General features: G+C 63.3%; 25 protein-coding genes. 16 read left to right on the top strand and 9 right to left on the bottom strand.

Annotated features, from left to right (window positions below; all coding sequences use genetic code 11):
- Positions 1-267: 267 nt before the first annotated feature.
- Positions 268-1,209, top strand: coding sequence for a zinc metalloprotease HtpX (gene htpX, locus HCN50_RS02100; protein ID WP_171707944.1), 942 nt, complete (start codon positions 268-270; stop codon positions 1,207-1,209).
- Between the two features lie 199 nt (positions 1,210-1,408).
- On the opposite strand, the gene HCN50_RS02095 is transcribed toward htpX, so the two are convergent.
- Positions 1,409-2,188 carry an SDR family NAD(P)-dependent oxidoreductase gene (locus HCN50_RS02095; protein ID WP_171707943.1) on the bottom strand — a complete coding sequence of 260 codons (780 nt, stop codon included), beginning with the start codon at positions 2,186-2,188 and terminating at the stop codon, positions 1,409-1,411.
- A gap of 160 nt (positions 2,189-2,348) precedes the next feature.
- Here HCN50_RS02095 and HCN50_RS02090 point away from each other — a divergent pair, with 160 nt between their 5' ends.
- Genes HCN50_RS02090 through HCN50_RS02080 form a run of 3 tightly spaced genes read left to right on the top strand, consistent with a single transcriptional unit; the run spans position 2,349 to position 4,499 of the window.
- Complete coding sequence (locus HCN50_RS02090) at positions 2,349-3,140, top strand: enoyl-CoA hydratase/isomerase (RefSeq protein ID WP_171707942.1); 792 nt, start codon at positions 2,349-2,351, stop codon at positions 3,138-3,140.
- Positions 3,137-4,123, top strand: coding sequence for a phosphotransferase family protein (locus HCN50_RS02085; RefSeq protein WP_171707941.1), 987 nt, complete (start codon positions 3,137-3,139; stop codon positions 4,121-4,123). The genes HCN50_RS02090 and HCN50_RS02085 overlap by 4 nt, the downstream gene beginning before the upstream one ends.
- 1 nt (position 4,124) lies before the next feature.
- On the top strand, positions 4,125-4,499 hold the full coding sequence (locus HCN50_RS02080; protein ID WP_171707940.1) for a DUF6285 domain-containing protein: 375 nt from the start codon (positions 4,125-4,127) through the stop codon (positions 4,497-4,499).
- Positions 4,500-4,622: 123 nt separating this feature from the next.
- Here HCN50_RS02080 and HCN50_RS02075 read toward each other — a convergent pair whose 3' ends face one another.
- Positions 4,623-5,402, bottom strand: coding sequence for an enoyl-CoA hydratase-related protein (locus HCN50_RS02075; RefSeq protein WP_171707939.1), 780 nt, complete (start codon positions 5,400-5,402; stop codon positions 4,623-4,625).
- A 221-nt stretch (positions 5,403-5,623) separates the two neighbouring features.
- Between HCN50_RS02075 and HCN50_RS02070 the strand changes: the two genes are divergently transcribed.
- Complete coding sequence (locus HCN50_RS02070) at positions 5,624-6,898, top strand: acyl-CoA dehydrogenase family protein (protein ID WP_171707938.1); 1,275 nt, start codon at positions 5,624-5,626, stop codon at positions 6,896-6,898.
- Positions 6,899-6,908: 10 nt separating this feature from the next.
- The gene (locus HCN50_RS02065; protein WP_171707937.1) at positions 6,909-7,385 is read left to right on the top strand and encodes a GFA family protein; all 477 of its coding nucleotides are present in this window, start codon (positions 6,909-6,911) and stop codon (positions 7,383-7,385) included.
- 8 nt (positions 7,386-7,393) lie between these two features.
- On the opposite strand, the gene HCN50_RS02060 is transcribed toward HCN50_RS02065, so the two are convergent.
- Positions 7,394-8,266, bottom strand: coding sequence for an SDR family oxidoreductase (locus HCN50_RS02060; protein ID WP_171707936.1), 873 nt, complete (start codon positions 8,264-8,266; stop codon positions 7,394-7,396).
- 100 nt (positions 8,267-8,366) lie between these two features.
- Between HCN50_RS02060 and HCN50_RS02055 the strand changes: the two genes are divergently transcribed.
- The 4 genes from HCN50_RS02055 (at position 8,367) to HCN50_RS02040 (ending at position 13,041) form a co-directional block, all read left to right on the top strand.
- Positions 8,367-9,185, top strand: a complete 819-nt coding sequence (locus tag HCN50_RS02055) for a crotonase/enoyl-CoA hydratase family protein (RefSeq protein WP_171707935.1) — start codon at positions 8,367-8,369, stop codon at positions 9,183-9,185.
- Positions 9,186-9,349: 164 nt separating this feature from the next.
- Positions 9,350-10,894, top strand: a complete 1,545-nt coding sequence (locus HCN50_RS02050) for an acyl-CoA synthetase (protein WP_171707934.1) — start codon at positions 9,350-9,352, stop codon at positions 10,892-10,894.
- A 241-nt stretch (positions 10,895-11,135) separates the two neighbouring features.
- Positions 11,136-11,948, top strand: coding sequence for a UDP-2,3-diacylglucosamine diphosphatase (locus HCN50_RS02045; protein WP_171707933.1), 813 nt, complete (start codon positions 11,136-11,138; stop codon positions 11,946-11,948).
- Between the two features lie 103 nt (positions 11,949-12,051).
- Positions 12,052-13,041, top strand: coding sequence for a threonine ammonia-lyase (locus HCN50_RS02040; protein WP_171707932.1), 990 nt, complete (start codon positions 12,052-12,054; stop codon positions 13,039-13,041).
- A 67-nt stretch (positions 13,042-13,108) separates the two neighbouring features.
- Here HCN50_RS02040 and HCN50_RS02035 read toward each other — a convergent pair whose 3' ends face one another.
- Positions 13,109-14,719 carry a caspase family protein gene (locus tag HCN50_RS02035; RefSeq protein ID WP_311966959.1) on the bottom strand — a complete coding sequence of 537 codons (1,611 nt, stop codon included), beginning with the start codon at positions 14,717-14,719 and terminating at the stop codon, positions 13,109-13,111.
- 171 nt (positions 14,720-14,890) lie between these two features.
- Here HCN50_RS02035 and HCN50_RS02030 point away from each other — a divergent pair, with 171 nt between their 5' ends.
- Positions 14,891-15,931 carry an AI-2E family transporter gene (locus HCN50_RS02030; RefSeq protein ID WP_171707931.1) on the top strand — a complete coding sequence of 347 codons (1,041 nt, stop codon included), beginning with the start codon at positions 14,891-14,893 and terminating at the stop codon, positions 15,929-15,931.
- Positions 15,932-15,965: 34 nt separating this feature from the next.
- Here HCN50_RS02030 and HCN50_RS02025 read toward each other — a convergent pair whose 3' ends face one another.
- Both HCN50_RS02025 and HCN50_RS02020 read right to left on the bottom strand, forming a co-directional pair.
- Positions 15,966-17,528 (bottom strand): AbgT family transporter, encoded by a 1,563-nt coding sequence (locus HCN50_RS02025; protein ID WP_171707930.1) that lies wholly within the window; start codon positions 17,526-17,528, stop codon positions 15,966-15,968.
- A 92-nt stretch (positions 17,529-17,620) separates the two neighbouring features.
- The gene (locus HCN50_RS02020; RefSeq protein WP_171707929.1) at positions 17,621-18,142 is read right to left on the bottom strand and encodes a DUF1269 domain-containing protein; all 522 of its coding nucleotides are present in this window, start codon (positions 18,140-18,142) and stop codon (positions 17,621-17,623) included.
- Between the two features lie 519 nt (positions 18,143-18,661).
- Here HCN50_RS02020 and glsA point away from each other — a divergent pair.
- Positions 18,662-19,660 carry a glutaminase A gene (glsA, locus tag HCN50_RS02015; RefSeq protein WP_171707928.1) on the top strand — a complete coding sequence of 333 codons (999 nt, stop codon included), beginning with the start codon at positions 18,662-18,664 and terminating at the stop codon, positions 19,658-19,660.
- Between the two features lie 72 nt (positions 19,661-19,732).
- The gene (locus tag HCN50_RS02010; protein WP_235976701.1) at positions 19,733-21,382 is read left to right on the top strand and encodes an MFS transporter; all 1,650 of its coding nucleotides are present in this window, start codon (positions 19,733-19,735) and stop codon (positions 21,380-21,382) included.
- A gap of 217 nt (positions 21,383-21,599) precedes the next feature.
- Here the strand turns inward: HCN50_RS02010 and HCN50_RS34175 are convergent, their stop codons facing one another.
- On the bottom strand, positions 21,600-21,728 hold the full coding sequence (locus HCN50_RS34175) for a hypothetical protein (protein ID WP_283812037.1): 129 nt from the start codon (positions 21,726-21,728) through the stop codon (positions 21,600-21,602).
- A gap of 42 nt (positions 21,729-21,770) precedes the next feature.
- Here HCN50_RS34175 and HCN50_RS02005 point away from each other — a divergent pair, with 42 nt between their 5' ends.
- Positions 21,771-22,340 (top strand): HdeD family acid-resistance protein, encoded by a 570-nt coding sequence (locus tag HCN50_RS02005; RefSeq protein WP_171707927.1) that lies wholly within the window; start codon positions 21,771-21,773, stop codon positions 22,338-22,340.
- A 131-nt stretch (positions 22,341-22,471) separates the two neighbouring features.
- The gene (locus tag HCN50_RS02000; protein WP_210264739.1) at positions 22,472-22,762 is read left to right on the top strand and encodes a hypothetical protein; all 291 of its coding nucleotides are present in this window, start codon (positions 22,472-22,474) and stop codon (positions 22,760-22,762) included.
- A gap of 453 nt (positions 22,763-23,215) precedes the next feature.
- Here HCN50_RS02000 and HCN50_RS01995 read toward each other — a convergent pair whose 3' ends face one another.
- Positions 23,216-24,508: a hypothetical protein gene (locus HCN50_RS01995; RefSeq protein WP_171707926.1), complete on the bottom strand. Its 1,293-nt coding sequence runs from the start codon at positions 24,506-24,508 to the stop codon at positions 23,216-23,218.
- A 76-nt stretch (positions 24,509-24,584) separates the two neighbouring features.
- On the opposite strand from HCN50_RS01995, the gene HCN50_RS01990 reads away from it, so the two are divergent.
- The gene (locus tag HCN50_RS01990; protein ID WP_171707925.1) at positions 24,585-25,784 is read left to right on the top strand and encodes an MFS transporter; all 1,200 of its coding nucleotides are present in this window, start codon (positions 24,585-24,587) and stop codon (positions 25,782-25,784) included.
- Here the strand turns inward: HCN50_RS01990 and dgcA are convergent.
- A complete protein-coding gene (dgcA, locus tag HCN50_RS01985) occupies positions 25,754-26,749 on the bottom strand; it encodes an N-acetyl-D-Glu racemase DgcA (RefSeq protein WP_171707924.1) in 996 nt (331 codons plus the stop codon). The two genes, HCN50_RS01990 and dgcA, sit on opposite strands and share 31 nt — an antisense overlap.
- Positions 26,750-26,841 lie beyond the last annotated feature (92 nt).

The following is a 26,841-nucleotide window of genomic DNA, read 5'->3' as shown; positions in this document are numbered from 1 at the left end:
GCGAGGAACTACCCCGCGCGTTGTTCGTTGCCGGGCAATGTAGACGGCGCTGTTGGCGTTGTACAAGCACGCCATGGGCAACCACCGGGATACCGAGAGCCGGGGGGAGCCAACAGATTACGTTTCTGTAATCAGGTCCGAGGCGTTGGTTTCGGCCGCCAAACGCGGCGCCTCGACGCACCCCGGCATCTTGAAGCGCCGCAAGGCGAATTCCTACCTTTGGGATGCCAGCCACGGCGTTCTGCCGCAGGCGGCAAGGAGACGACAATGAGCTATCTGAAGACTGCCATTCTGCTGGCCGGTCTCACCGGCCTCTTCATGGGCGTCGGCTATCTGATCGGCGGCGCCAGCGGTGCCCTGATCGCGCTCGTGATCGCCGCCGCGACCAATATATTCGCCTACTGGAATTCCGACCGCATGGTGCTGTCGATGTACGGTGCCCATGAGGTCGACCGGCACTCGGCGCCCGACCTCGTCCATCTCGTGGCCGAGCTCGCCGGCCGCGCCGGCCTGCCGATGCCGCGCGTGTTCGTGATGGACGAGGCGCAGCCGAACGCGTTTGCCACCGGTCGCAATCCGCAGAACGCTGCGGTTGCCGTAACCACGGGCCTGATGCAACAGCTCAGCCGCGAGGAGCTCGCCGGCGTGATCGCGCACGAGCTCGCGCACATCAGGAATCACGACACGCTCCTGATGACCATTACCGCGACGATCGCCGGCGCGATCTCGATGCTGGCGCAATTCGGCATGTTCTTCGGCGGTCACCGCGACAACAACAGCGGCCCCGGCATCATCGGCTCGATCGCCATGATGATCCTGGCGCCGCTCGGCGCCATGCTGGTGCAGATGGCGATCAGCCGGACCCGCGAGTATGCGGCCGACGACATGGGTGCGCGCATCTGCGGTCAGCCGATGTGGCTCGCATCTGCTTTGGCCAAGATCGCCAATGCGGCGCATGTGGTTCCGAACATGGAGGCGGAGCGCAATCCGGCAACCGCACACATGTTCATCATCAACCCGCTGTCGGGACACGGCATGGACAATCTGTTCACGACGCACCCGTCGACGGAAAATCGCATCGCCGCCTTGCAGCAGCTCGCGGCGCAGATGGGCGCGCAGGGCGGAACGCTCTCCGTCAACTCCCGCGGCAATTACCCGCGCCGCAGCCCGTGGGGCCGGCCCTCGGCCACACGCGGACCGTGGGGATAACGCCTAGTTCATGTCGCGAGGTCGCTGACACACATTCACCTGTCGTCACCCGCCTTGTGCGCAATTGCGCACTGGAGCGGGTGATCCAGTATTCCAGAGACGTCAGTGGTTAAGCCGATAAGCCGCGGCGTACTCGATTCCCGCATGCGCGGGAATGACAGTTGAGTGTGCGGCGCCGATCAGGGCATCTCGACCACCCTCAAAACGCCGTATACCCGCCATCGATCACAAAACAATCCGCCGTATGATACGACGATGCCTTGCTCATGAGGTACACGGCGATGCCGCCGAAATCGCTGGGCTCACCAAAGCGGCGCGCCGGAATGCGCGGCATCACGTTGGCGACGAACTTGTCGTTGGCCATGATGCCGGCAGTCATTTCGCTCTTGATCCAGCCGGGCAGGATCGCGTTCGCAGTGACGCCGTAGCGCGCCAATTCCACCGCAAGCGCGCGGCACAGCGCGTTCAGCGCCGCCTTGGTGCCGGCGTAATGCTCGTTGCGGGCGGTACCGAACAGCGAGGCGAGGCTGGAGGTTGCAACCAGCCGGCCGAATCTGTCGCCGGCTTCGGCGCGTTCGGTCATGTGGCGGGCTGCGGCCTGAAAAACGTGAAACACGCCGTCGAGATTAGTGGCAAACATCCGCCGCCATTCTTCCTCGGTGCGATCGATGAAGGCGCGCCGTCCGCCGCCGCCGATGCCGGCATTGGCAAAGCAGCCGTCGACGCGACCGAACGTATCAAGGGTCGCCTTCATCGCGGCCTTGACGGAAGCTGGATCGGATACGTCGCAGATCTGCGTATGCACCTTGCCGGGCCCGGCCGACATGGTTGCCGCCGCATTGTTGTTCTTCTCGCCATTGCGGCCCCAGATCGAGACATTGCAGCCTTGGGCATTCAGCGCCTGCGCGATGCCGAGGCCGATGCCGCCGTTGCCGCCGGTGATGACGGTCGTGCGGCCGGTGAGGTCGAAGATGCTCATGGGGATGCTTCCATTTGTTTGGCAACAGACTTGCGCCCGCCGGCGGGCAGATGTTCCGGCGCAAGCATGGACAACGCCGCCAGGAAAATCAAATATGGGCGCGACATCAACAGTCTTCCGCGCAGCGAAATAGCGCGTAAACACAAGTCATGGGGAAGCAATGCAATTCAAGCACGTTACGCTCGATTTCGATGGCCCGGTCGCCGTCCTCAAGCTCGACCACCAGGAGGTCATGAACGCGGTCTCGATGGACATGCTGGGCGGTCTCGGCGAAGCGCTCGATTCGATCGACGACAAGCGCGATGAGGTGCGCTGCCTGGTGCTGACCGGGGCGGGGCGCGCCTTCTGCACCGGCGCCAATCTGCAGGGCCGAAACAACCAGAAGGCCGGCAAGAGCAATGCCGGGCAATCGCTGGAAATCGGCTTTCATCCATTCCTGCGGCGCCTGCGCCGGCTGCATTGCCCGATCGTCACGGCAGTCAACGGCCCCGCCGCCGGCGCCGGGATGAGTTTTGCATTGATGGGCGACATGATCCTGTGCGCGCGCTCGTCCTATTTCCTGCAGGCATTCCGCCGCATCGGCCTGGTGCCGGATTGCGGCTCGACTTGGTTGTTGCCGCGCCTGATCGGCAAGGCGCGCTCGGTCGAGTTGTCCTTGATGGGCGAACGGTTGCCGGCGGAGAAGGCGCTGGAATGGGGGCTCGTCAACCGCGTCTATGACGATGCAGTGTTGATGGAAGAGGCGATGAAGCTCGCGCATGAGCTCGCCAACGGCCCGACGGTGGCGCTGTCGCTGATCCGCAAGCTCTATTGGGACACTTCGGAAAACTCCTTCGAGGAACAGCTCAACCTCGAATATGAATCACAACGCATCGCGGGCGCGACGGAAGATTTTAGGGAAGGCGTCACTGCGTTCCTCGAGAAGCGCCCCGCCAAATTCAAGGGCAAATGATCGAGGGCCAGCTCGCACGCTGCGTCGCCTCCTGGTTCCCGGGAGCAACCGGCATCACTGGCGCCGCAAGACTTTCCGGCGGCGCCAGCCAGGAGACCTGGACGTTCGACGTCGTGCATCCGGACGGCAATGTCGGCGCGATCCTGCGCCGCGCGCCGCCGGGCTATGGCGCTTCGCCCGGGCGGGCTGCCGGGCTTGATGCCGAGGCGACGCTGATGCAATTGGCGCATGACGCCGGCTTGCCGTCGCCGCGCGTGATGCATGTGCTTCGGCCCGAGGACGGACTCGGCCGCGGCTTCATCATGCAGCGGATCGAGGGCGAAACCATCGCGCGCAAGATCCTGCGCGACGAAGAGTTCGCTAGAGCACGTCCGATTCTGGCCCGGCAGCTTGGCCGCGTCATCGCCGGCGTTCACGGCCTGCCGGCGGCGAAACTGCCAAAACTGCGCGAGATGAGCGCAACCAAGGAGATTGCCGACCTCGAGCGCGAATATCGCAGCTTCAACTGGCCGCGCCCGGTATTCGAGCTGGCGCTGCGTTGGCTGCGCCAGCGCGATCCCGGACCGTCGCAAGAGGTGACGCTGGTGCATGGCGATTTCCGCCACGGCAATCTGATCATCGGCCCCGACGGCGTCCGCGCGGTGCTGGACTGGGAACTCGCCCATTTCGGCGATCCGATGGAGGACCTCGGCTGGATCTGCGTCAACTCCTGGCGCTTCGGCGAGATCGACAAGCCGGTCGGCGGATTCGGTACGCGCGAGGAATTGTTCGCGGGCTACGAGGAAGCCGGCCGCAAGGTCGATCCTGACCGTGTGATGTTCTGGGAAGTGATGGGCACGCTGCGCTGGGGCATCATGTGCTGCGGCATGATGCAGCGCTTCCGGCAGGGCCCGGACCATTCAATGGAGCGCGCGATGATCGGCCGGCGCTCGTCGGAGACCGAGATCGATTTGTTGAGATTGCTAGCGCCGAGGGAAGGGTGAGATGCAGGACGAACCGACACCCACCGAACTGATCAAGGCGGTTGCGGACTTTCTCCGCAATGAGATCGCGCCTGGGATCAAAGGCCACAATGCCTTCAAGCTTCGCGTCGGCATCAATGCGCTGGACCTCGTGACGCGGCAATTGGCGCTGGCGCAGGGCAGTGATGCGGCGGAGGCCGCGCGGCTCAAGCAGTTGCTCGGCGCGGACGGCCCGTTGATCGAGTTGAATCGCGCGCTATGCGAGAAGATCGCCAACGGCGCGGTCGATCTGCAGACACCGGGACTATCGGAACATCTCTGGCAGACCACAATGGATAAGCTCGCCGTCGATCAGCCGAACTACGCGTCGTATAAGCGGGAGTTGGGGAAGAAGTAGATCGGTCGAGAATCTCACCCCGTCATTGCGAGGAGCGCAGCGACGAAGCAATCCCTTGTCCCTGTGTTGAGACGTGGATTGCTTCGCTGCGCTCGCAATGACGGGGATACAGCGTCGCGATCGTCACCGTCCCAGCCATTTCGGCGGCCGCTTCTCGGCAAACGCCTTCGGCCCCTCGATGTAATCCTGCGACGCCGCCATCGCCTTGACCGCCGGATATTCCCGCTGCTCGGCGATCGCCTGCTCGAGCGACACTTCAAGTCCGCGCTGGATAGCCTGCTTGGAAGCGCGGATCGACATCGGCGAGTTCTTGCAGATCGTCTCGGCCCAGCGCTCGGCGGCCGCCAGCGCTTCGCCGGCGGGAACCACCTCGTTGACGAAGCCGAGCTCGAGACCTTCCTTGGCCGAGACGTGGCGCGCGGTGAGGATCATGCCCATGGCGCGCTTCAGCCCGATCTGGCGCGGCAGCCGGTGCACGCCGCCGGCGAGCGCGGCGAGGCCGACGCGCGGCTCGGGCAGGGCGAAGGTCGCGTTCTCCGACGCGATAATGAGGTCGCAGGCCAGCGCGATCTCAAAGCCGCCGCCCATCGCGACGCCATTGACGGCGGCGATGATCGGCTTGTCGCAGTCGAAGCGCGAGGTGAGGCCGGCAAAGCCGCCCTTGTCCCAGCCGCGCTTGCCGCCCGCCGCCTGCCATTTCAGGTCGTTACCGGCGCAGAATGCCTTGTCGCCGGCGCCGGTGACGATCGCAACCCATTGCCCAGGGTCCGCGGAAAAATCGTCGAACACCTTGTTGAGTTCGAAATGCGCATCGATATGCAACGCATTGTACACTTCGGGCCGCGACAGCGTGATGATCGTGATCGGTCCCTTGCGCGTCACCTTGGAGAATTTCAGGTCCATGTTGGCTCCCGTTTCGATTTTCTGCCGAGAAGAATGTTGGCCACGATCATAGCGCGAGGCGAGCGTCCGAAACCATCCAATTACGCAAGGCTTCCGCGCGTGCCAGGGCCTACACCGTTGCTTGACTTGGGCCTGGTCTTCTCAGCTAAATCCAGGAGAGCAGGAGCGCTCAGTAGCGCCTAAACACAAAAGCAATAAACGACATTTCCGGGAGAGCCGCCTTGGATTTCAACCTGCCTGCCGACCTCGTTGCCTATCTCGATGAACTCGACCGCTTCATCGCGCGCGAGATCAAGCCGCTGGAGGAGGCCGACGACAACATCCGCTTCTTCGACCATCGCCGCGAATGGGCGCGCACCGATTTTGAGAATGGCGGATTGCCGCGGCATGAATGGGAAGCGCTGTTGCGCAGGGCAAAGAATCTCGCCGATGCCGCCGGACATCTACGCTTTGCGATCCCGAACCGTTATGGCGGCAAGGACGGTTCCAATCTCTGGATGGCCGTGATCCGCGAGCATTTCGCCTCGAAGGGACTTGGCCTGCACAACGACCTGCAGAACGAGCATTCCGTTGTCGGTAACCTACCCATCGTCACCATGCTCGATCGCTACGGCAGCGACGCGCAGAAGGCGATGATCGACGGCTCGATCACGGGCAAATACCGCATCACCTTCGGCCTGACCGAGCCCAACCATGGCTCGGACGCGACCCATATGGAGACGAAGGCCGTGCCGGCGACCCGCGACAACGTCAAGGGTTGGATCATCAATGGCGAGAAGATGTGGACCACGGGCATGCATGTCGCGACCCATTGCGCGCTGTTCGCCCGCACTTCAGGCAATGACGGCGACGCGCGCGGCATCACCTGCTTCCTGGTGCCGGCCAAGAGCCAGGGGGTGAAGGTCGAGGAATATATGTGGACCTTCAACATGCCGACCGACCATCCGCGCGTCAGCTTCACCGACGTGTTCGTCCCGGAGAATGCGCTGTTCGGCGAGGTTGGCCGCGGCCTGTCGCTGGCGCAGTGCTTTGTGCATGAGAACCGGATCCGGCAGGCGGCAAGTTCGCTGGGTGCGGCGGTCTACTGCATCAATGAAAGCGTGAAATATGCGCGCGAGAGAAAGCCATTCGGCAAGGCGCTGGCTGAGAACCAGGCGATCCAGTGGCCGTTGGTGGAGCTTGCGACGCAGGCCGAGATGCTCAGGCTATTGATCCGCAAGACCGCGTGGGAAATGGACCAGCTCACCCAGGCGCAGGTCGAGCACACGCTCTCCGATCGCGTCTCGATGTGCAACTACTGGGCAAACCGCCTGTGCTGCGAGGCCGCCGACCGCGCCATGCAGGTGCATGGCGGCATGGGCTATTCGCGGCACAAGCCGTTCGAACATATCTACCGTCACCACCGCCGTTATCGCATCACCGAAGGCAGCGAGGAAATCCAGAAGCGCAAGGTGGCGGGATTCCTGTTCGGCTATATGGGAGCGGGGAAGTACTAGGAGCGAAGCCATGGAAGGTGGATGCACGTGCAAGAATATCCGCTACCGCCTCAACGGCAGGCCAATGATCGTGCATGCCTGCCATTGCACCTGGTGCCAACGGGAAACTGGCACCGTGCACGCGCTCAATGCGCTATATGAAGCGGAGAGGGTCGAGCATATCGGCGCCGAGCCCGAGATCATCGATACGCCGTCGGCGAGCGGCAAAGGTCAGCGCATCGCCCGCTGCCCGTTCTGCAAGGTTGCCGTCTGGAGCAACTATCCGGGCTCCGGGCCGGCGATCCGTTTCGTGCGCGTCGGCACGATGGACGATCCAACCCAGTGCCCACCGGACGTGCATATCTTCACGTCCACCAAGCAGCCTTGGGTAGTTCTGCCGCCCGGGGCGAAGGCCTTTGCCGAGTTCTACAACCCCGCAGAGGTCTGGTCGGATGAGGCCAAGGCGCGCCACCGTGCGACGCGCGAGCGGATGGCTGCGAAGAAGTGAGGAGGGTGTTACCCCCGCGCGGCGCGGTCCTTCTCGTTCTGCGCCTTGATCGACTCGCGCGCCTTGTTCCAGTCGTCATCACTCCAGTCGCGCAACTGATAGAAATTGCCGCCCATCGCGAGGGCCTGTGCGCCATCCATCGCGATGGTCTCGCCGTTGATCCAGTCGCAGCCGCCGGAGATCAGGAATACGGCGAGGTTCTGCAGTTCCTCCATGGTGCCGACCCGGCCCATCGGATTCTGCGCCCGGGTGCGTGCGCCGGCCTCGTCGCCGGGCTTGATGCGCTTGCTCATGCCCTCGGTCGGGATTTCGCCCGGCGCAATCGTGTTGAGGCGAATGCCGTACTTGCCCCATTCGACCGCGAGCGACATCGTCATGGCGTGGATCGCCGATTTGCTCATCGCCGACGGCACCACGTAAGGAGAACCGTTGCGCACCCAGGTTACCGTGATCGACACCACGTTGCCGCGCTGCCTGGCCGCGATCCAGCGTCGCCCCACCGCATGTGTCACGTAGAAGGTGCCATGCATCACGATGTTGGCCACGGCATCGAAGCCGCGCGGCGAGAGCTCTTCCGACCGCGAGATGAAATTGCCGGCCGCGTTGTTGATGAGATCGGTGAGCGGACCCGAGGCCCAGATCTGTTCGATCATCTCGTCAACGGCCATGGCATTGCGGATGTCGACGCCGTGGCTGACAACGCGCCCGCCGTGGAGATCCATCAATTCGGTCGCAGTCTCGTCGCACACGATCTTGCGGCGGCCGCAGATATGGACCTCGGCTCCCAATTGGAGAAACCGCGTAGCCATGGACTTGCCGAGGCCGGTGCCGCCTCCGGTCACCAGAATGCGTCGTCCGGCGAGAAGCTGATCGTTGAACATCGTTTCCACCCAAGGGATTGTCTGTTAATTGGTCGATTGACTAAAACCGGACAATTCCGTTCTGTAAAGCCGTAACAGAGCCACCAGCGAGGAGATTTTCATGGAGCAGCGCGTCTCGATCTCGATTTCGGACGGCATCGCCGATGTCCGGCTGGTGCGGGCGGACAAGATGAACGCCCTTGACGCCGCGATGTTTGAGGCGCTGGTGGCTGCCACCGAGCGGCTGGCCCATGAAAAAGGCGTCCGCGCGGTAGTATTGTCCGGGGAGGGGCGAGCGTTCTGCGCCGGCCTCGACATGGGCCGTTTTCAGGCCATGAAGGAGAGCGGCGGCAATGGGATCGCCGGCGGCGAGAAGCGTGACCTGACGGCACGCACGCATGGCATCGCGAACTTCCCGCAGCAGGCGGTGTGGGGCTGGCGCCAGCTTCCGGTGCCGGTGATTGCCGCGATTCAGGGCGTTGCGTTCGGCGGCGGCTTCCAGCTCGCACTCGGCGCCGACATGCGCTTCCTCACGCCCGACGCACGGATGTCGATCATGGAGATCAAATGGGGGCTGGTGCCCGATATGGCCGGCACGCCGATCCTTGCAAGCCTCGTCCGTGACGACATCCTGCGCGAGCTGACCTATACGGGGCGGATCTTCTCGGCGCAGGAAGCCATGGGCTACGGCCTCGCGACGCGGATCTGCGACGACCCGCGCGCGGCCGCCTTTGAGATCGCGCGTGAAATCGCCGGCAAGAGTCCCGACGCGATCCGCGCCGCGAAACGCATGCTCAACAAGCTGTCCGTCGATCCAGCTCCGGCGCTGCTCGCCGAATCCATCGAGCAGCAGAAGCTGCTCGGCAGCTCCAACCAGACCGAGGCGGTGCGCGCCAACATGGAAAAGCGCGCGCCACGGTTTGTGGATGCGGGTAACTAGGCCCTGTCATTCCGGGGCGATGCGCAGCATCGAACTACGGTGCGCAATTGCATATCTGAGAATCTCGAGGTTCTCAGGTGCGCAAGTGCGCACCATAGTTCTCGCTTCGCGAGACCCGGAACGACTGCCCGAATTCAAACCCGACAACAGATCGGAAAGAGACAATGTCAGCCTCCCAACTCTTCCTCGGCATCATCAGTGGCGAGCGTCGGCGCAGCCACGCGGAAGTCGCCGAGCGCGCCGACCGGATCGCTACCGGATTACAGACGCTCGGCATCAAGCAGGGCGACAGCGTTGCCATGCTGATGCGCAACGACATCGCCTTCATCGAAGCGGCCTATGCGGCGATGCGGCTCGGCGCCTATGGCGTGCCGGTCAACTGGCACTTCAAGCCGGAAGAGATCAATTATGTGTTGAGGGATTCGGGTACGTCGGTGCTGATCGCGCATGCCGACATGCTGCATCAAATGCGCGAGGCAATCCCGGAGGGTATTACCGCGCTCAGCGTGCCGACACCGCCGGAAATTCTGGCGCATTACAGGATCAATCCCGATCACCTCGCCACGCCCGGTTTCGCGATCGATTTCGAATCCTGGCTGAAGCAGTATCCGCGCTATGATGGCCCGGCGGTGCCGCAGCCGCAGAACATGATCTACACCTCGGGCACGACAGGTCATCCCAAGGGCGTGCGCCGCTTTGCGCCGACACCGGAGCAAAGCGCCAATGCGGAGCGCATGCGTGCGCTGATCTACGGCCTCAAGCCGGGTGCCCGGGCGTTGCTTCCGGGGCCGCTATATCATTCCGCGCCGAACTCGTTCGGCCTGCGCGCCGGCCGCCTCGGCGGCGCGCTTGTGATCATGCCGCGCTTCGATGCGGAAGAGTTCTTGCGCGTGGTCGCGACCGAGAAGATCGATACCATCTTCATGGTGCCGACCATGTTCATTCGCTTGATGAAACTGCCGGAGGACGTGCGGAAGAAATACGACATGTCGTCGTTGCGTCATGTCATCCATGCCGCCGCGCCGTGTCCCGCCGACGTCAAACGCGCGATGATCGACTGGTGGGGCCCGATCATTTACGAATTCTACGGGTCGACCGAGTCAGGTGCGGTTACGTTTGCGACTTCCGAGGACGCGCTGAAGAAGCCCGGCACGGTCGGCAGGATTTCGCCAGGCGCCGAACTCCGCTTCATCGGTGAGGACGGCAGGGAACTGCCGCAGGGCGAGATCGGCGAGATCTATTCGCGCATCGCGGGCAATCCGGACTTCACCTACCACAACAAGCCGGAAAAGCGCGCCGAGATCGATCGTGAAGGGTTCATCACCTCGGGTGATGTCGGCTACATCGATGAAGATGGTTATGTCTTCATCTGCGACCGCAAGCGCGACATGGTGATCTCGGGCGGCGTCAACATCTATCCCGCCGAGATCGAAGCCGCCTTGCACGCGATTGCCGGCGTGCAAGATTGCGCAGTGTTCGGTATTCCCGATGCGGAGTTCGGCGAGGCGCTGATGGCCGTGGTGGAGCCGCAGCCGGGGGCAATGCTCGACCTGGCTTCGATCCGCAGCCAGCTCAAGGTCTCGCTGGCCGACTACAAGGTGCCAAAACACATCGAGATCCAGTCCAATTTGCCGCGGGAAGATTCGGGCAAGATTTTCAAGCGCCGCCTGCGCGATCCCTATTGGGAAAGGGCAGGGCGCAGGATCTAGGACCATGTCGTTCCCGCGCATGTGTGGACGGCCCATGGCCACAAGGGTCTGAATGCGTCAGTTCCTTCCCGTGTCTCACGAGACACACCGGCAACGAACCCTCGCGGCGACGGCACGATGTCGCCTCCCTGTCGCATCGCGCTGCTATCGGCGAGAGCAGGGCGCGGCATTGATTCTCGTGGGGCTATTAGTCGCGTGAACCAGTCATCGCCCTGTCACAGAAATCTGTCAGGGAACGGATATGGGTAGTGACTCCGTGAGTGAAGAAAGCCCGGAACGGCGCTTTCGCACCTTGTTCATCTCCGATGTCCATCTCGGAGCCCGCGGCTCGCAAGCCGACCGCTTGCTGGACTTCCTCAAGAGCCACGATGCCGACACGATCTATCTGGTCGGCGACATCGTCGATGGCTGGGCGCTGAAGTCGAGCTGGTACTGGCCGCAATCGCACAACGACTTCGTGCAGAAGATGCTGCGCAAGGCGCGCAAGGGCGCCAAGGTCGTCTACGTGCCGGGCAATCACGACGAGTTCCTGCGCAACTATTACGGCACGCATTTCGGCGGCATCGACGTGGTGGAAAACGCCGTTCATGAGGGCGTCGACGGCAAGCGCTACCTCGTCATCCACGGTGACATCTTCGATCTCGTGGTGCAGAACGCCCGCTGGCTCGCCCATCTCGGCGACAAGGCCTACGACTTCGCCATTCAGATGAACCGCCTCGTCAACTTCTTCAGGCGCATGTTCGGCGTGCCGTATTGGTCGCTGTCGCAATGGGCGAAGCTGAAGGTCAAGAACGCCGTCAACTATATCGGCGCATTCGAGAAGACGCTGGCTGGCGAGGCGCGGCGGCACGGCGCCGACGGCGTGATCTGCGGGCACATCCACTACGCCACCATCCGCGACGAGCACGGCATCCGCTACATGAATTGCGGCGACTGGGTGGAAAGCTGCACCGCGCTGGTCGAGCACGAGGACGGCCGGTTCGAGATCATCACCTGGGCCGATCCGGTGCGGCGGGCGGCACCGGTGCCCCGCGTCGCCGCGCGCGCGGCCTGATGGGGGCGAGGGGTCGAATTTGTAGCGAAAGACCACATTTCGCCGCCTTGGATCACGCCAAATCGTCTTGCCCGCCCGTCGGTAGCCGCGATACAAATTGCGGATGCCAGAACCCGTCCAGAATCCACCCATTGGTGCGGCCGATATCGAGGCCGCCGCCAAGGTCGTTGCGCCCTTCACGGTGCGTACGCCACTATTGTCATTCCCCGTGCTGAACGAGCGCGTCGGGACCAAGGTGTTCCTGAAGCCCGAAATGCTGCAGCGGACCGGATCGTTCAAGTTCCGCGGCGCTTTCAACAAGCTGGCCTCGATCCCGCAGGACAAGCGCAGCGGCGGGGTGGTGGCGTTCTCGTCGGGCAATCATGCCCAGGGCGTGGCGGCGGCAGCGCAGATCCTCAATATGCAGGCCACCATCGTGATGCCGGCCGACTCTCCCGTCACCAAGCGCGAGCGCACCAAGGGCTACGGCGCCGAGATCGTGCTCTACGACCGCGACAAGGAAGACCGTGAAGCCATCGCCAACGGGATTGCCGCAAAGCGCGGGGCGACGCTGGTGCGCCCCTATGACGATCCCTTCGTGATCGCAGGCCAGGGCACCGCGGGACGCGAGATCGCCGAGGATATGACGGCGCTCGGGCTCGCACCCGATATCGTGGTGGCGCCGGCGTCCGGCGGCGGCCTGATCGCCGGCGTTGCGACCGCGGTGAAGGCAAGATTTCCGCAAGCGCAGGTGATCGTCGCCGAGCCCAAGGACTATGACGATCACGGCCTGTCGCTGCGCGCCGGCCATCGCGAAGCCCATCACGCCGCCGGCCGCACCATCTGCGATGCGCTGATGGCGGCGATGCCGGGCGAACTCACCTTCGCGATCAACAGCAAGCTGCTGGCAAATGGCGTGACCGCATCCGACGAGGAAGTCGGCGCGGCGGTCGCCTATGCGTACCGCGAATTGAAGCTGGTGGTCGAGCCGGGCGGCGCCGTCGGTCTCGCTGCGCTGCTGGCCGGCCGGATCGACGCGAAGGGCAAGAATGTTGTCATCGTGCTCTCGGGCGGCAATGTCGACGCGGACCTGTTCGCCAGGCTGGTTGCCTGATCATCTCATCTCAAACTGAAACGGGCAGAGCATGCGCTCTGCCCGTTTTGCATTGTCCGAAGCTTGCTCATCGGCGCCTGAAGCCGCCGAACGATCCGCCGAATGAACTGCGGGCCGGGCCGGCGAGGCGCTGGCTAAAACCTCCGCCACCCATGTGGCTGCTGAAGTGACGCGGCGCGGTAGTCATCATGGGCTTGCTCGTCATGACGGGCTTGGTGACCCGTATCGGATGGTTATGGACCCTGCCGGGCAGCGTAACTTTGCCGATGTTGCCGCCGCTCTTGCCCGCATTGATAGGCATGGAATTGGCTTTGCCAGGCAGGCCCGTGATCTTGCCAACCTTGCCGTTGTTGATGCCGCCGTTGATCGGATTATTCGTATTCATGCCTTTTGCGGGCAGCGTGAAGATCTTCGTCGTCATCGGCATGTGGGCCTGGGCACCAAGATTGCCCTTCGAGATGCCAAGCGCGGGCGTATTGCCGATGTTCGCCGGCTTGAAGTTCGGCGACTGCTTGGCCAGATGCGTGAACTGCATCAGGGGAATGGCCTTTGGCGCATCCTGAAGCTTCAATGCCGATTTGGCGTAAGGGCTGTGGGAGAAAGCGTCGTGGAACGTCTTGTAGGCGAACGGAGAGTTCGCGAGCACCGCCTTGTGCCACGCCTTGGCCAGCTGGAGGTTGCCGAGCAGCGCGCGGATGTGGTCGCACAGCGGGTCGTGCGGGTAGAGCCGGATGAACTCCTCATAATACTCCGGCGAACCTTCGGACAGCACGTAGTCGTAGGCCTGGCGCACCGATCGCGACGGCAGGTTCGACGCTACCTGCATGATCGGGGTGCGATCCGGCGCGCGGCCGGCGGCGACGGCGGTGTCGCCGAAGAAGTAAAAATCGCTCGTCAGCGATGAGCTTTCCCACGGCGTCTGCCGGCCGTCAGTGCGGTTGTTCACCTCGAGCCGGACACGCTTGAACAATTGCTCGATCGGCAGGTTCGGTTCGCGCGCGATATTCAGGAAGGCCGAGGTATACGGGCTGTGATTGCCGTCGCCATCCTGCGCTTCCATGCCCGGCGCGGTCGAGTAGCCGACGATCGAGCCTCGCGGCGCATCGACGATCGCAAGACCGCGCCCGGCGTCGTTGACTTCCGGGAACGGATTGTTGCGACAGGCGTCGAGCACGACGATGCGCATCCGGCTCGGGATCGATTCCAGCGTGCCCATCACGTCGACCAGGCGCAGCGAATTGCCGTCGAGATCGGACGGCGAGGAGATTCTGGCATCGACCGGAAGCAGATAATTCTCGCCCGCGACCTGCACGCCGTGGCCGGCATAATAGATCATGGCGACAGTGCCGGGGCCGCGCTCGGCGACCTTGGCGGAGAAATCCTGCAGGACCCTGACCATGTCGCCGCGCGTCAGGTCGGTCGCCTGCGTCACCTCGAACCCCGCCGAGTTCAACATTTGCGCCATCGATTGCGCATCGTTGCCGGGGTTGGCGAGTTTTGGCGCGGTCTGGTAGTTCGAGTTGCCGATGACCAGTGCAATGCGCTGGTCCGCGGGTGGCGCTTGCATGCCGTTGCGGATGTCGACGTTCGGGGCTTCGGCGAAAGCGGCGCCGGTAGCGAAGCCGAGCAGGCTCGCCAGCAGACCGGCGCATAGCAGCGGTGACTTAAAACGGGACACGGCGGCCTCCTCGAGTGAATCTCGGTTGCGAGATTTTGCGGTGGGGACGCTAATGCGCGTATTCCCTGCAGTACGTGACGCCGGTCACGCTTGCTTCGACGTCGACGGCGCGCTTGCCGCGGCCCGATGACCCTGACAATCTCGGGTTGCTGGAGATCGAAGGAGCCCGGCATGGGGATACGCTTCGGGTTGAACATCACGAGCGGGATCATCGCGGCGGTGCTGGTTTTCGCGACGCTGGCGCAGGCGAGCCGAGTGTTCGCGCCGCTTGCAGCGGCGTTTTTCATTATCGCGATCGTGTGGCCGGTACAGAAGCGGCTGCAGTCCTGGATACCGAAGCTCGCGGCACTGGCGATCACCGTCGTCGCCACCGTGGCCGTCTGCCTCAGCTTCGCTTCGCTCGCCGCTTGGGGCTTTGGTCGCGTCGGGCAATCGCTGGTCGCGGACCTCACGCGGTACCAGGCGCTCTATGCTGCGACTGTGACGTGGCTGGACGGCCACGGCGTCTCGCTCGCGGGGCTGTGGGCCGAACACTTCAACGTGGGCTGGCTGCTGCGCGCAATGCAATATGTCACCGCCCGCGTCAATACCACGTTCAGCTTTTGGATGATTGCGCTGGTTTACGTCATGCTAGGACTTCTCGAAGTCGAGAACATCAGGCGAAAGATCGAGCAACTCGAAAACGCTGGCGCTGCCCGCGTGCTGCTCGACGGCAGCGTGGCGACGGCTGCGAAATTCAGAAAATTCCTGCTGGTGCGGACGATGATGAGTGCCGTCACCGGCCTGCTGGTCGGCGCTTTCGTCTGGATCGCCGGACTTCCATTCGCATTCGAGTGGGGCGTGATCGCTTTCGTGCTCAACTACATTCCGTTCATCGGCCCGTTCGTCGCGACGCTGTTTCCGACCTTGCTGGCGATGACGCAGTTCGAGAGCTGGCCGGCGGTGCTCGGCGTCTTTATCTGCCTGAACATCATTCAGTTCGCGGTCGGCAGCTACATCGAGCCACGACTCGCGGGAAGCATGCTGTCGATTTCGCCCGTTGTCGTGCTGTTCGCAATTTTCTTCTGGACATTCCTGTGGGGCCTGTTCGGCACCTTCATTGGCGTGCCGATGACGCTCGCCATGCTCACCTTCTGCGCGCAGCATCCGTCGAGCCGCTGGATTGCCGATCTGCTCGGCGGGCCGGAACAGCCCAAGCTCCGCACGCTCTAGCCCGTCGTCTCGCCCTCAATCTTCGCTGTTCTAGCTACACGCCCCAGCGAAGGCCGGAAAGGTACCAGGCGATGAAAAGAAGTATCCAAAGCACTGACATCCAGAACACATAAGGCAGCATCAGAGCGATAACGGTGCCAACGCCTGCATGCCGGTCGTACTTCTGGGCGAACCCGACGACGAGCGCGAAGTAGGGATTGAGCGGGGTGATGGAATTCATCGGCCCGTCTCCAACTCGGTAAGCGGCCAGCACCGCTGCCGGGTCGACGGCGAACTGCACGAACAGCGGGACGAAGACGGGCGCAAAGATCGCCCATGTGGCAATGGCCGGCGTGAAGACCAGATCGAGAATGGCGACCACCAGAACAAGACCCAGCAACAGCCAGAGCGGGCCGACGCTGGCATCCTTCAAGGTATCGGCCAACCTGACCGCAAGCAGCGTCGGAATGTTGCTGTAAGTGAAATAGTCGACGAACTGGCTGATGACCACGAACAGCAGGATCGTGCCGCCCATGCCGGAGACCGCCTTCGTCATGGCATCGATGACATCGGTGGCGTGTCGGATCGTTCCTGCGCCGATTCCGTAGGCGATGCCCGTAACCAGGAACAACGTCATGACAACACCGATCAGCCCGTTCATGAATGGCGAATTTCCAACCAGCGCGCCGGTCGCGGGATCACGAAGAGGAGCCCATGGCGGTAGCGTCAGCAGGCAGAACACCAGCGTGATACTTGCCAGGCCTGCGGCTGCATAGCGCAAGCCGCGCGTCTCCCGATCGGAGAGTTGCCCGCTCTCGTGAGGAGCCAGCGCTGCGCTGGCCTGGTCCTCGCGATACGGGCCGAGGCGTGGTTCGATAATCCGCTCGGTTGTCAGGGCAATCACGATCGTCAATACGACGACAGACACAATCGAGAACCATAAATTGGCAGTCACTTCGATTGAAAGTGACGGGTTGACGATGTGAATGGCGTCGTTGGTTAGTTCGGTGAGGACGGCATCAAGCGGCTTGATCAGCATGTTGACACTGAAGGCGCTGGCTACGCCGGCGAAGCCAAGCGCAAGGCCCGCCAGCGGATGCCGGCCGACGCTTATCAGCGCCGTGCCGGCCAGCGGGATCAGTATGAGGTAACCCGCATCCGAGGCCACGCTGGAGAGAATGCCGACAAACGCAAGGATGTAGGAAAGTGTCCAGCGCGGTGAAGCGGCGACCAGTTTGCGGATGCAGGCGTTGACGAGGCCCGATTCCTCGGCGACGCCGACGCCGATCATGGCAACGATCAGCAGTCCGACCGCGCTGAAGCCCATGAAATTGGGCACCAGCCGCGTGTAGACGTGCCTGATACCTTCCGCCGTCAGCAGGCTGTTGGCGCGGGCTGTTACCGTCTCCGTGCCTTGGGTCGCCGGGTTGATGACCTGGAAGGAAACACCAGCATCGAGCAAATAGAGCAGATGCGATGCGATCGCAGTCGCGGCGATCAGGATCAGGAAGATCAGAACCGGGTGGGGAACGCCGTTTCCGATCCGCTCGATGACGTCAAGGACGGCCGGCGCGGCAGCCTTTGCTGTTTCAGTCCTTGTTTCGGTGGCGCGGCGCATGACAGATGCCTTCTTGCCGAGCGCGCTCGGACAAGATCGGCTACGGCTTGATGGCCGCAGCCGACCTGGTCTTGCGGGCTTGACCGCGAAAGCTACGCAGCGTTGGTCTGTGGCGGCGCCTGCTCGGCGCTCGCCTTCGCCAGCGCTTCGCGCAGTTTCTGCTCCTTGGTGTCATCCAGCGACGTCTTGAGCACGGTGCCTCCCGCATCCTGGATGTCGCGCAGCACCTTGTCCGCCGTTATGTTTTTGACGAGGACAAACAGCGCAGCGTTGCCGGGCTGCAGGCTTGTCGAGAGCTCCTTCATGAAAGCGTCGTCAATGCCGTAGTCGGACAGCGCGCCGCCGAGCGCGCCGGACGCCGCGCCCAGGGCGACACCCAGTATGGGATTGAGAAACAGCACGCCGATCAACAGTCCCCAGAAGCTGCCCGATACGGCTCCCACGGCGGTGGTGTTGACGAGCTGATTGAGCTTCACGGAGCCACCGTCCGTCTTCACCGCAATCACGGCATCGCTGATCGTGATCAGATATTCTTTCTGCAGTTTGAACAGGCGCTGCCGGACCGCTTCGGCCTTCGCTTCGGATGGATAGATGATTGCGATCAGATCTGACATCTTCGTATCCTCCAACTCGATGTGATGGATGGTCCAAGCCGCACGGGCGCTCGACAAAATTCTTCTGCAGCAGTGAAGCGAACAAGGCGCCAGCGGGAAATCGGCCAACGAGGTCAATCCCGCAAAAGCTCGTGCTCGCTAATGGCAGGCAGCTTCGCCTGGTGTCGTGCGGCATAGCCTCAGCCTATCACAACCTGCGAGCGAGCAGATCACGCTTCGCTGATCGCACTGATCAAACCATGGCAGCGCTCCGTCAAATTGGTTTCTAATTCGCCGAGGTTTGTCGATGCATCGCGGGCGTCTCGCGCGATTTGTCACGAAGTTTTGTAGCGAAACACACGCGATGCAAACGTACTTTAAGGTTGTGCAATTGACTCGATGCACTTTCGAGCCTAACGATGCGTGCAAGCCAGAAGGAGCTGAGACGATCAAACCCAGATCGTTTGTCAGCGTGTAACTTGTGTTGCCGGACGGCTCGGTCATCTGCGCGCAGCATGTCGAGCCGGATGGAGGAGTCTGATGGACTCACCCTCGATCTCGGAACCAACAGAGCGTCCATATATCTCGACAGGACACCTGCCGGAGCCAGAGATGGTGCAGAGGCTGGTGTCCGACGCGCACCGACGTTTCAAATCGAACGGCGATGGACATAATTCACAAGTCTATCCGGCGCTCGCCAGGGTTCCGCGGGAATTGTTCGGAATCTGCGTGGTCGGTACCAGCGGACGCGTCTACGAGGCGGGCGACACCGAATATAAATTCTCCATCATGAGTGTGTCGAAGCCGTTTGTGTTCGCGCTGGTTTGCGAGACGATCGGCCCCGAGGAAGCGCGCGCTCGACTCGGAGCGAACGCCACCGGATTGCCCTTCAATTCCCTGGCGGCCATCGAACAGGGCGGCGGCCGGACCAATCCAATGGTGAATGCGGGCGCAATCGCAACGACGAGTCTCGTGCCGGGCCTGACGGCGGAAGGTCAGTGGCAATTTATTCACGACGGGCTGTCGCGATTTGCGGGGCGCAAGCTCGCGCTCAATGAAGAGGTGTATGCCTCGGCCTCGCAAACGAACTATCGCAATCGCAGTATCGCCCGGCTGCTGCAGAGCTATGACCGCATCTACTGCGACGCCAAACAGGCAACGGATCTCTACACCAGGCAGTGCTCGCTGAACGTGAGCGCGCGGGATCTGGCGGTGATGGGCGCGACCCTGGCGGATGGTGGGGTGAATCCGGTCACCCGGCAGCGCGTGGTGGATGCTGCGGTCTGCCACTATGTGCTGACCGTGATGATAACAGCGGGCCTATACGAGACGTCGGGCGATTGGCTGTACGACATCGGCCTGCCGGGCAAGAGCGGGATCGGCGGCGGCATTGTCGCGGTCTCGCCGGGCAAGGGCGGCTTCGGCACCTTCGCGCCGCCGCTCGATGCCGCCGGCAACAGCGTGAAAGGGCAGCTTGCGGCAAAATTCCTGTCACAGCGGCTGGGAATGGACCTGTTCGTCTCACAACCGGAACAGTGACGCGATGCAAGAACGGGTGGCTGCGCCGCTACGGCCGGCCCACCCGAAAGCCGAGCAATTCGGGAGGACGCCATGGTCACGCATTCGATGTCGGTGGAAGCAATCCGGGAAGAAGCGCGGGAATCATGGGTGCCGATGATCGCTATTGCGCTCGGTCAGATGATCATGTCCTTCAACGTCGCCTCGCTGCCGGTCGCACTCGGCGGGATGGTGAAGAGCTTTGGGGTGCCGCCGACGACAGTTGCGACCGGCATCGTGGCCTATTCGATGCTGGTGGCAGGCTTTGTCATGCTGGGCGCCAAGCTCGCGCAGCGGTTCGGCGCGTTGCAGGTGTTTCGCCTTGCCGTTGTCCTGTTCTGCGCGTCGCAGATCTTGATGACGTTCAGCCCGACGGCAGTGCTGATGATTTTGGCGCAGGCGCTGTGCGGCGCGGCCGGCGCCGTGATCGTGCCATCGCTGGTGGCGCTGATCGCCGAAAACTATACGGGGCGGCAGCAGGCGACGGCGGTAGGCGCGCTCGGCTCTGCCCGTGCGGCCGCCGGTGTGCTGGCGTTCATCATCGGCGGCGTGCTGGGTACCTACATCGGCTGGCGGCCGGCATTCGGAATCCTGATCGCGGTTTCCGCGATCGTTTTCCTGTTGAGTTTCCGCCTTAGGCCCGACTACGGCCGCCCTGATGTGCAGATCGACCTGGTCGGCGTCATTTTGGCTGCGTCAGCGATCGTGCTGATCAGCTTCGGCTTCAACAATCTGAACGGATGGGGTCTCGCACTCGCCAGCGCCAATGCGCCATTCGATCTGCTCGGCCTTTCGCCGGCACCGGTCATGATCGTGCTCGGCGTCGTGCTTGGGCAGGCATTTTTGATGTGGACGCACCGGCGGCAGGCGGCTGGAAAGACCCCGCTATTGGCGCTCGAAGTGATCGATTCGCCGGAGGAGCGCTGTGCAGTCTATGCGCTGTTCGCCGTGGTCGCACTGGAGGCCGCGCTGAACTTCTCGGTGCCGCTGTACATTCAGATCGTGCAGGGCCGTTCGCCGCTGGCGACCGCCGTGGCGATGATGCCGTTCAATCTCACGGTGTTCTTTGCGGCGATGCTGATCGTCAACTTCTATGGCCGGCTGACACCGCGTCAGATCGGCCGCTATGGCTTCATCCTGTGCACCATTGGCCTGGTGTGGCTCGCCATTGTCGTGCGTAACGACTGGAGCGAGGTTCCCGTCCTGATCGGCCTGGTTCTGTTCGGGATCGGGCAGGGCTCACTGGTCACGCTATTGTTCAACGTGCTGGTCACCGCCTCGCCCAAGGAACTCGCAGGCGACGTCGGGTCGCTGCGCGGCACCACGCAAAATCTTGCCGCTGCGGTCGGAACGGCAGTTGCGGGCGCACTTCTGGTCGGCCTGTTGAGCACGATCGCGCTCAGCAATATCGCGGCCAACCCGGTGTTGCCGAAAGAGCTTCAGAGCCAGGTCGATCTCGACAACATCACCTTCGTCAGCAACGACCGGCTGCGCAGCGTCATGCAAGGCACCACAGCGACCCCGCAGCAGGTCGAGGAAACCGTACGCGTGAATACCGAAGCGCGGCTGCGAGCCCTGAAGATCGGCCTGTTGATCATGGCCGGTCTTGCGCTGCTGGCGATCATCCCGGCGGGCCGGCTTCCAAACTATTTACCGGGCGAGATACCGAGCGATGCGCCCGGCAGCCGATTGAGGTCAGGCTGATCAATACGAGCATGCGAGGAGAGGAACGTCCCGACAAGGAGAACAACAATGGATGCAATCGGCCGTCGCAGTGCACTGCGGACTCTGATGTGCGGTGCCGTCGCTGCCGGCTTGGGCACGAGCCTGCTGCCGACTTTGGCCGAGGGCACGCCGCTCGCGGTGCAGAAAGATCCCGGAAAGTACGCTGGAGATTTCAAGCTGGAGGCTCAAGGCCCTGTCACGCGTCCTTCTGGACGGCCGCCCAGGCGGCCATCGCGTCCTCCTCCTCACCGGCATCGCCGTCGGCGTCGCCGTTGGGTCTGCTGGTGGCATCGCGGTCGTCGCCGGTGCGGCTGGCGATGGACATAGCGGAACTCGACGCGGTGAGATCTGAAGCGAGGAGAATCACATGACGACATATGACAGCAGTTCGCGAACGAGTGTCGGAAGTTTGCCGGCGCCGCCGTTCTGGATCTGTGTTCTGCTTGGGCTCGTCATGATTGCGGCGGGAATTCTGGTTCTCGGCGACATCATGCTGGTCACCCTCATCAGCACCATCTTCATCGGCTGGGTATCGATCATCGCCGGCGCGTTCGAGGTCGTCCATGCGTTCTGGACTAAGGGGTGGGGCGGGTTCGTATGGCAGGTGATCCTCGGCATCCTGTACATCGCTTTTGGCATTGTGCTGGTGAGCCAGCCGGTCGCCAGTGCGCTGATCCTCACCTATGTCCTAGGTCTGGTGCTTGTGGTTTCCGGCTTCGTTCGCATCCTGCTCGGTGTCACCCATTGGCGGGAGGCGGGCTGGATCATGCTGCTGTCCGGCGTGTTTGGCGTCGCAGCCGGTTTCGTCATTCTGACCGGATTTCCGATGACCGGATTGTGGGTCCTCGGATTCCTACTCGGCGTCGACCTGATCTCGCATGGCATCGGGTGGCTGGCCTATGCGTGGAGGTCGCCGGTGGCGGTAAGCGGCACGTAGCTGACTTTGTGCCAGCCGGGCCTGACGTGGTGCGCGGTGCATCCTTGTCAACCGGCGCATGACGCGGAGGTAGGCCTGTGTCCCAAACAAGTTGCTGTCGAGTCGTCCATATCGCAGCAGCGGCGATCGCGTTGAGCTTCATGACAGCGCCGCTCCCCGCGCAAGTGCAGCAAGGGGCGGCCGTACTTTTTCAGAACGTCCGCATTTTCGACGGAAGAAGCGAGGCGCTTTCCGCACCATCCAATGTTCTGGTCAATGGCAACAAGATCGAGAAGATCTCGCCAGTGACGGCGACAAGCGACTCCGGGCAAACAATTATGCTTGACGGCGGCGGACGCGTGCTGATGCCGGGCCTGATCGATGCGCATTGGCATGTGATGTTGATCCGCCCCACGCCGGCCGCTGCCATGCCGCGACTTTGAGGTGAAACAGCAGCATGGTCACCGACATCGGCAGTCGTCCGATGCTCTCGCGGTCGACATCGGCGCGGACCATGGCGTCGCTGTCGATGGGTGATACGGCTCGCGTGGCGCCGCGACACCTTGGGATGCGCCCCGATAGCTGCGGTCGCCGAGTTTGGGGACGATCTTGGTCAGCGTCTCCCAGTCCCGAGATCGCCGGCCATGATCAGGTCGAGTTTGCGGTCGGCCAGGTCGGGCGTCCGGCCCAAGCATCAGGCCCTCACCTGCGCCGTCGAAGCTGCATAGCATCAAGGACCACATCTGCAGGTTCTGCTCGGCCTCCTCGTCGATCCGGTGCGGTAGAGGCCGAGGTTGTAGAAGGCGAATCAACCGGAAAGGGAATTATTCGCACGTGCAACAAAAGCTGCGACGCGTTCTGAAGCCGGAGCGCCTGAGACCGCAGCACGGCATCCCTTACGAGAAGAACGCGATCTTCTCGGCCTGGCTCATGCGGCGGATCGGCGCCAGCGGGTCGTTCGCCGCCATAACCGGCTTGCGCAGCATGCCGCTCGCAATGAGCGTCGAGCCGAGGGACATTTCCACGGCCGGCGCAGGCGCCGCTGCTGCGGCGGATGGCGGGGGCGGTTGAACAGGTGGTGGTGCCTGTGCGGCGACCGGTTCAGGCGCTTCGGCGACGATCTCGGCGGCAATCGGCGCAGCTTCCGCCAAACGGGCTTGCTCGGCTGCCGCTTCGGCGATCTCGTCGTCGCTGATCGGGTCGGGCGCACCCATTTCCATCGCGATCATGTCGAGGACCGCCTCGTCCTGCGCGCCAGCGTTTTCGGCTGAATTGTCCTGGACTGCGTCGTCTTGAGACGCGGTGTCTTGAACCGCCGCTGCGATGTTTTGGGCCGCGGCTTCCTGGGCTGCAGCAGGCGCTGCGGAAAGCTCGGGGGCGGGCGCGGTTTCCGCTTCCGCCAACACGGCTTCCGCCGCGGCAAACGTAGCCTCGGCGGGCGCTGCCATCGGGGCGGACGGCGCCTCGGCAGCATCCCGCGTCCGGAATGTCTCGACGGTCTCCGCCGCCGGCATTTCCTCCATGGCCGGGAAGGGCGCCGCCTCGGGGTCGATCACCGGCGGCGGCGAAGTGTCATCGCCGAATTCCACAAGCCGGCCCTGGAGGGCGGCAAAGGCCGCACGCAGGGCCACTCGCGCCTCTTCGGAGGAGAACTGTTCGGTGCCCTTTTCGATGACGGTGACCTGCGAATCGATCAAATCGCAGATTCGCCCGTCATTGCCGATTTCCCGCAACCGCCAGGCGATTTCCCGCAGCACGCGCGCGCCCTTGCGGACTGGTGCCAGTCGCTGCTCCAGCGCGAGGCTGTCGATCGCCTCGACCGCCGATTCCTCGGCCGCGTCGACCGCCCCGCGGATGGCCGCGAGCGCCTCGGTCAGGCGGTCTTGTGCCGCCGCAGCCGCAGCGATGGCCTCCGCCGCCTGCTGCGCCGAGAGGCCTTCCTCCCGTTGCAGGGCTGCTTCCCGCTGCAGGGTCTCTTCCCGCTGGGCGGAAAGGCTTTGCTCGATCCGTGCCACCGCATCCAGCACCATGCGGGTGTCGGCGTTGCGGTTGCGCTTGGCGTATTCGGTTAGGAACCAGCGGCCGCGCGAAGTCTCCATGAAGGCTTCGGCGATTGCAGCATAGTCCTCCTCGCTCGGCAGCGTGGCGCGTGCTGAGATCGGCGAAAGGGCGAATGCTTCGTCGGCCATGTCAAACTCTTCGCGCAAATCAGCGCGCGTTGCGATAACGAAACAACACGATATTGCCCGAATCGCAATGGGATTGATGCCAAGCGAATCACAAATCCCCATCGCTTCTCAAGCCGCATCCGGCCGTTTCGCGGCGCGGGTGGCGCTATTCTACGGCACGCTGTTCGGCATGAGCGGCACTCATCTGCCGTTTTTCACGGTTTGGCTGAAGGCGGTCGGGATCGACGCGTTCTGGATCGGGCTGATTACGGCCGTGCCTCCGGTGACCCGGTTTACGGTGCTCCCGCTGGTGACGGAACTGGCGGAACGGCGCCACGCCTTGCGCGGGGGCATCATTGTGACCGCCTTCGCCACCGCCTTGGGCTTTTCCGTGCTGGGGACCCAGCATTTGCCGCCGCTGGTGTTCCTGATCTACGCCGTGACCTGCTGCCTGTGGACGCCCATGGTACCGCTCACGGATGCCTATGCGTTGCGCGGCGTGAAGCGCTATGGACTCAACTACGGGCCGTTGCGGCTATGGGGCTCGGCCGCCTTCGTCCTCGGCGCGCTGGTCTGCGGCCTGCTGCTCGACCTCATCGCTGCTCGAAATCTGATCTGGATCATTGCCGGCTCGGCCGCGATCGGGGCGCTCGCCAGCCTCGCGCTGGAGCCGCTGGACGAGGCCAAGAGCGCCCGCCCGGTCACCGGGGGCGCGAGCGCATTGCTGCGCGACGGCGGCTTTATCGCGATCATCGTGGCATCGGCGCTGATCCAGGGCAGCCATGCCGCCTACTACATTTTCGCGTCGATTGCCTGGCAGCAGGCGGGCTTCGACGGGCTGACGATTGCGGTTCTGTGGGTGCTGGGTGTGATTGCCGAGATCGTGCTGTTTGCGCTGTCACCGCGGTTCACGCTGCAGCCATCGATGCTGGTGGTGATCGCGGCGCTGAGCGCCGCCACACGCTGGGTGTTAACGGCGCAGGACCTGCCGCTCGCGATCCTTGCGATCGTCCAGCTCGCGCATGCGCTGAGCTTCGGCCTGACACAGGTCGGCATCATGGGATTGATGCTGAAGCACGTGCCCGGCCATGTGATGGCGCGTGCCCAGGGCTATCTGACCGCCTGCGGCGGCATTGTCTCCGGCCTCGCATCGGTTGCATCAGGCACGATCTACGAGACCTGGGGACAGGGCATCTATTACGCGATGGCGGTAATGGCCGCTCTCGGCGGGTTGGTGATCTGGCTGGCGCGGGATCGGCTCTCGCATCAGCCCCACAATGCGGCTTCCGGCGGATAGACCAGGCTGCCGTCGTAGCGCAGGCCGCTATCCCGGTCGCGCGCCAGCAACAGAGGGCCGTCCAGATCGACGAACCTGGCCTGTTGTGCGAGCAGCATGGCCGGCGCCATCGCCAGCGAGGTGGCGACCATGCAGCCGATCATGATTTCAAAGCCGAGCGCTTGCGCTGCATGCGCCATTGCGAGCGCCTCCGTCAGCCCGCCGGTCTTGTCGAGCTTGATATTCACGGCGTCGTAGCGACCGCGAAGGCCCTCCAATGACGCGCGGTCGTGCACGCTTTCGTCGGCGCAGACCGCGATTGGGCGCTTGATCCGCGTCAGCACCTCATCCCGCCCGGCCGGCAGCGGCTGCTCGACCAGCGTGACCCCGGCGTTGGCGCAGGCCGCGAGGTTGTATTCGAGGTCATCCGGCGTCCAGGCCTCGTTCGCATCAACGATCAGTTCGGATTCGGGGGCGGCCTCGCGTACCGCCACTATCCGTTCGTCATCGCCGTCGCCGCCGAGCTTGATCTTCAGTAACGGCCGATGCGCAGCCTTGGAGGTTGCCGCGGCCATCGCTTCCGGCGTCCCAAGCGAGATCGTGAAGGCCGTCGTGCAGGGGCGCGGCGGCTGCCGGCCGAGCAGGGTCCAGACCCGCATGCCGGAAGTCTTGGCCTCGAGGTCCATGAGCGCGCAATCAAGTGCGTTCCGGGCAGCGCCCGCGGGCATGGCCGTCTGCAGGGCGATACGGTCCATTCCGTTGGCGAGCGGCTCCTGCATCGCCTTGAGCGCTTCCAATGTCGCTTTCGGGGTCTCGCCATAGCGCGGGTAGGGCACGCATTCGCCGTGCCCAGTCTGGTCGCCCTGGCTCACGGTCGCAACGACGGTCACGGCCTCGGTTTTCGCGCCGCGGCTGATGGTGAAAGCGCCTGCGATGGGCCAGCGTTCGATGCTGACGGCAAGCTTTCGAGATAGGCTGGAAGTCATTTTAAAATCTGGCAAATTTTGTGAACCGTAAGCTTGCCCGCCGCTACCAAGTATGGCTGGTTAGGGGCGGATTCGACAAGGCGGCACGGCGT

This window comes from Bradyrhizobium archetypum (assembly GCF_013114835.1).
In the GTDB taxonomy this organism is placed as follows: Bacteria; Pseudomonadota; Alphaproteobacteria; order Rhizobiales; family Xanthobacteraceae; genus Bradyrhizobium; species Bradyrhizobium archetypum.
This window is presented reverse-complemented; position numbering and strand designations above follow the sequence as displayed.

Bases quoted from the DNA above. Each gene is read 5' to 3' on its own strand.
- htpX (WP_171707944.1), top strand. From the start codon at position 268: ATGAGCTATCTGAAGACTGCCATTCTGCTGGCCGGTCTCACCGGCCTC.
- HCN50_RS02095 (WP_171707943.1), bottom strand. From the start codon at position 2,188: ATGAGCATCTTCGACCTCACCGGCCGCACGACCGTCATCACCGGCGGC.
- HCN50_RS02090 (WP_171707942.1), top strand. From the start codon at position 2,349: ATGCAATTCAAGCACGTTACGCTCGATTTCGATGGCCCGGTCGCCGTC.
- HCN50_RS02085 (WP_171707941.1), top strand. From the start codon at position 3,137: ATGATCGAGGGCCAGCTCGCACGCTGCGTCGCCTCCTGGTTCCCGGGA.
- HCN50_RS02080 (WP_171707940.1), top strand. From the start codon at position 4,125: ATGCAGGACGAACCGACACCCACCGAACTGATCAAGGCGGTTGCGGAC.
- HCN50_RS02075 (WP_171707939.1), bottom strand. From the start codon at position 5,402: ATGGACCTGAAATTCTCCAAGGTGACGCGCAAGGGACCGATCACGATC.
- HCN50_RS02065 (WP_171707937.1), top strand. From the start codon at position 6,909: ATGGAAGGTGGATGCACGTGCAAGAATATCCGCTACCGCCTCAACGGC.
- HCN50_RS02060 (WP_171707936.1), bottom strand. From the start codon at position 8,266: ATGTTCAACGATCAGCTTCTCGCCGGACGACGCATTCTGGTGACCGGA.
- HCN50_RS02055 (WP_171707935.1), top strand. From the start codon at position 8,367: ATGGAGCAGCGCGTCTCGATCTCGATTTCGGACGGCATCGCCGATGTC.
- HCN50_RS02050 (WP_171707934.1), top strand. From the start codon at position 9,350: ATGTCAGCCTCCCAACTCTTCCTCGGCATCATCAGTGGCGAGCGTCGG.
- HCN50_RS02045 (WP_171707933.1), top strand. From the start codon at position 11,136: ATGGGTAGTGACTCCGTGAGTGAAGAAAGCCCGGAACGGCGCTTTCGC.
- HCN50_RS02040 (WP_171707932.1), top strand. From the start codon at position 12,052: ATGCCAGAACCCGTCCAGAATCCACCCATTGGTGCGGCCGATATCGAG.
- HCN50_RS02030 (WP_171707931.1), top strand. From the start codon at position 14,891: ATGGGGATACGCTTCGGGTTGAACATCACGAGCGGGATCATCGCGGCG.
- HCN50_RS02025 (WP_171707930.1), bottom strand. From the start codon at position 17,528: ATGCGCCGCGCCACCGAAACAAGGACTGAAACAGCAAAGGCTGCCGCG.
- HCN50_RS02020 (WP_171707929.1), bottom strand. From the start codon at position 18,142: ATGTCAGATCTGATCGCAATCATCTATCCATCCGAAGCGAAGGCCGAA.
- glsA (WP_171707928.1), top strand. From the start codon at position 18,662: ATGGACTCACCCTCGATCTCGGAACCAACAGAGCGTCCATATATCTCG.
- HCN50_RS02010 (WP_235976701.1), top strand. From the start codon at position 19,733: ATGGTCACGCATTCGATGTCGGTGGAAGCAATCCGGGAAGAAGCGCGG.
- HCN50_RS34175 (WP_283812037.1), bottom strand. From the start codon at position 21,728: ATGTCCATCGCCAGCCGCACCGGCGACGACCGCGATGCCACCAGCAGA.
- HCN50_RS02005 (WP_171707927.1), top strand. From the start codon at position 21,771: ATGACGACATATGACAGCAGTTCGCGAACGAGTGTCGGAAGTTTGCCG.
- HCN50_RS01995 (WP_171707926.1), bottom strand. From the start codon at position 24,508: ATGGCCGACGAAGCATTCGCCCTTTCGCCGATCTCAGCACGCGCCACG.
- HCN50_RS01990 (WP_171707925.1), top strand. From the start codon at position 24,585: ATGCCAAGCGAATCACAAATCCCCATCGCTTCTCAAGCCGCATCCGGC.
- dgcA (WP_171707924.1), bottom strand. From the start codon at position 26,749: ATGACTTCCAGCCTATCTCGAAAGCTTGCCGTCAGCATCGAACGCTGG.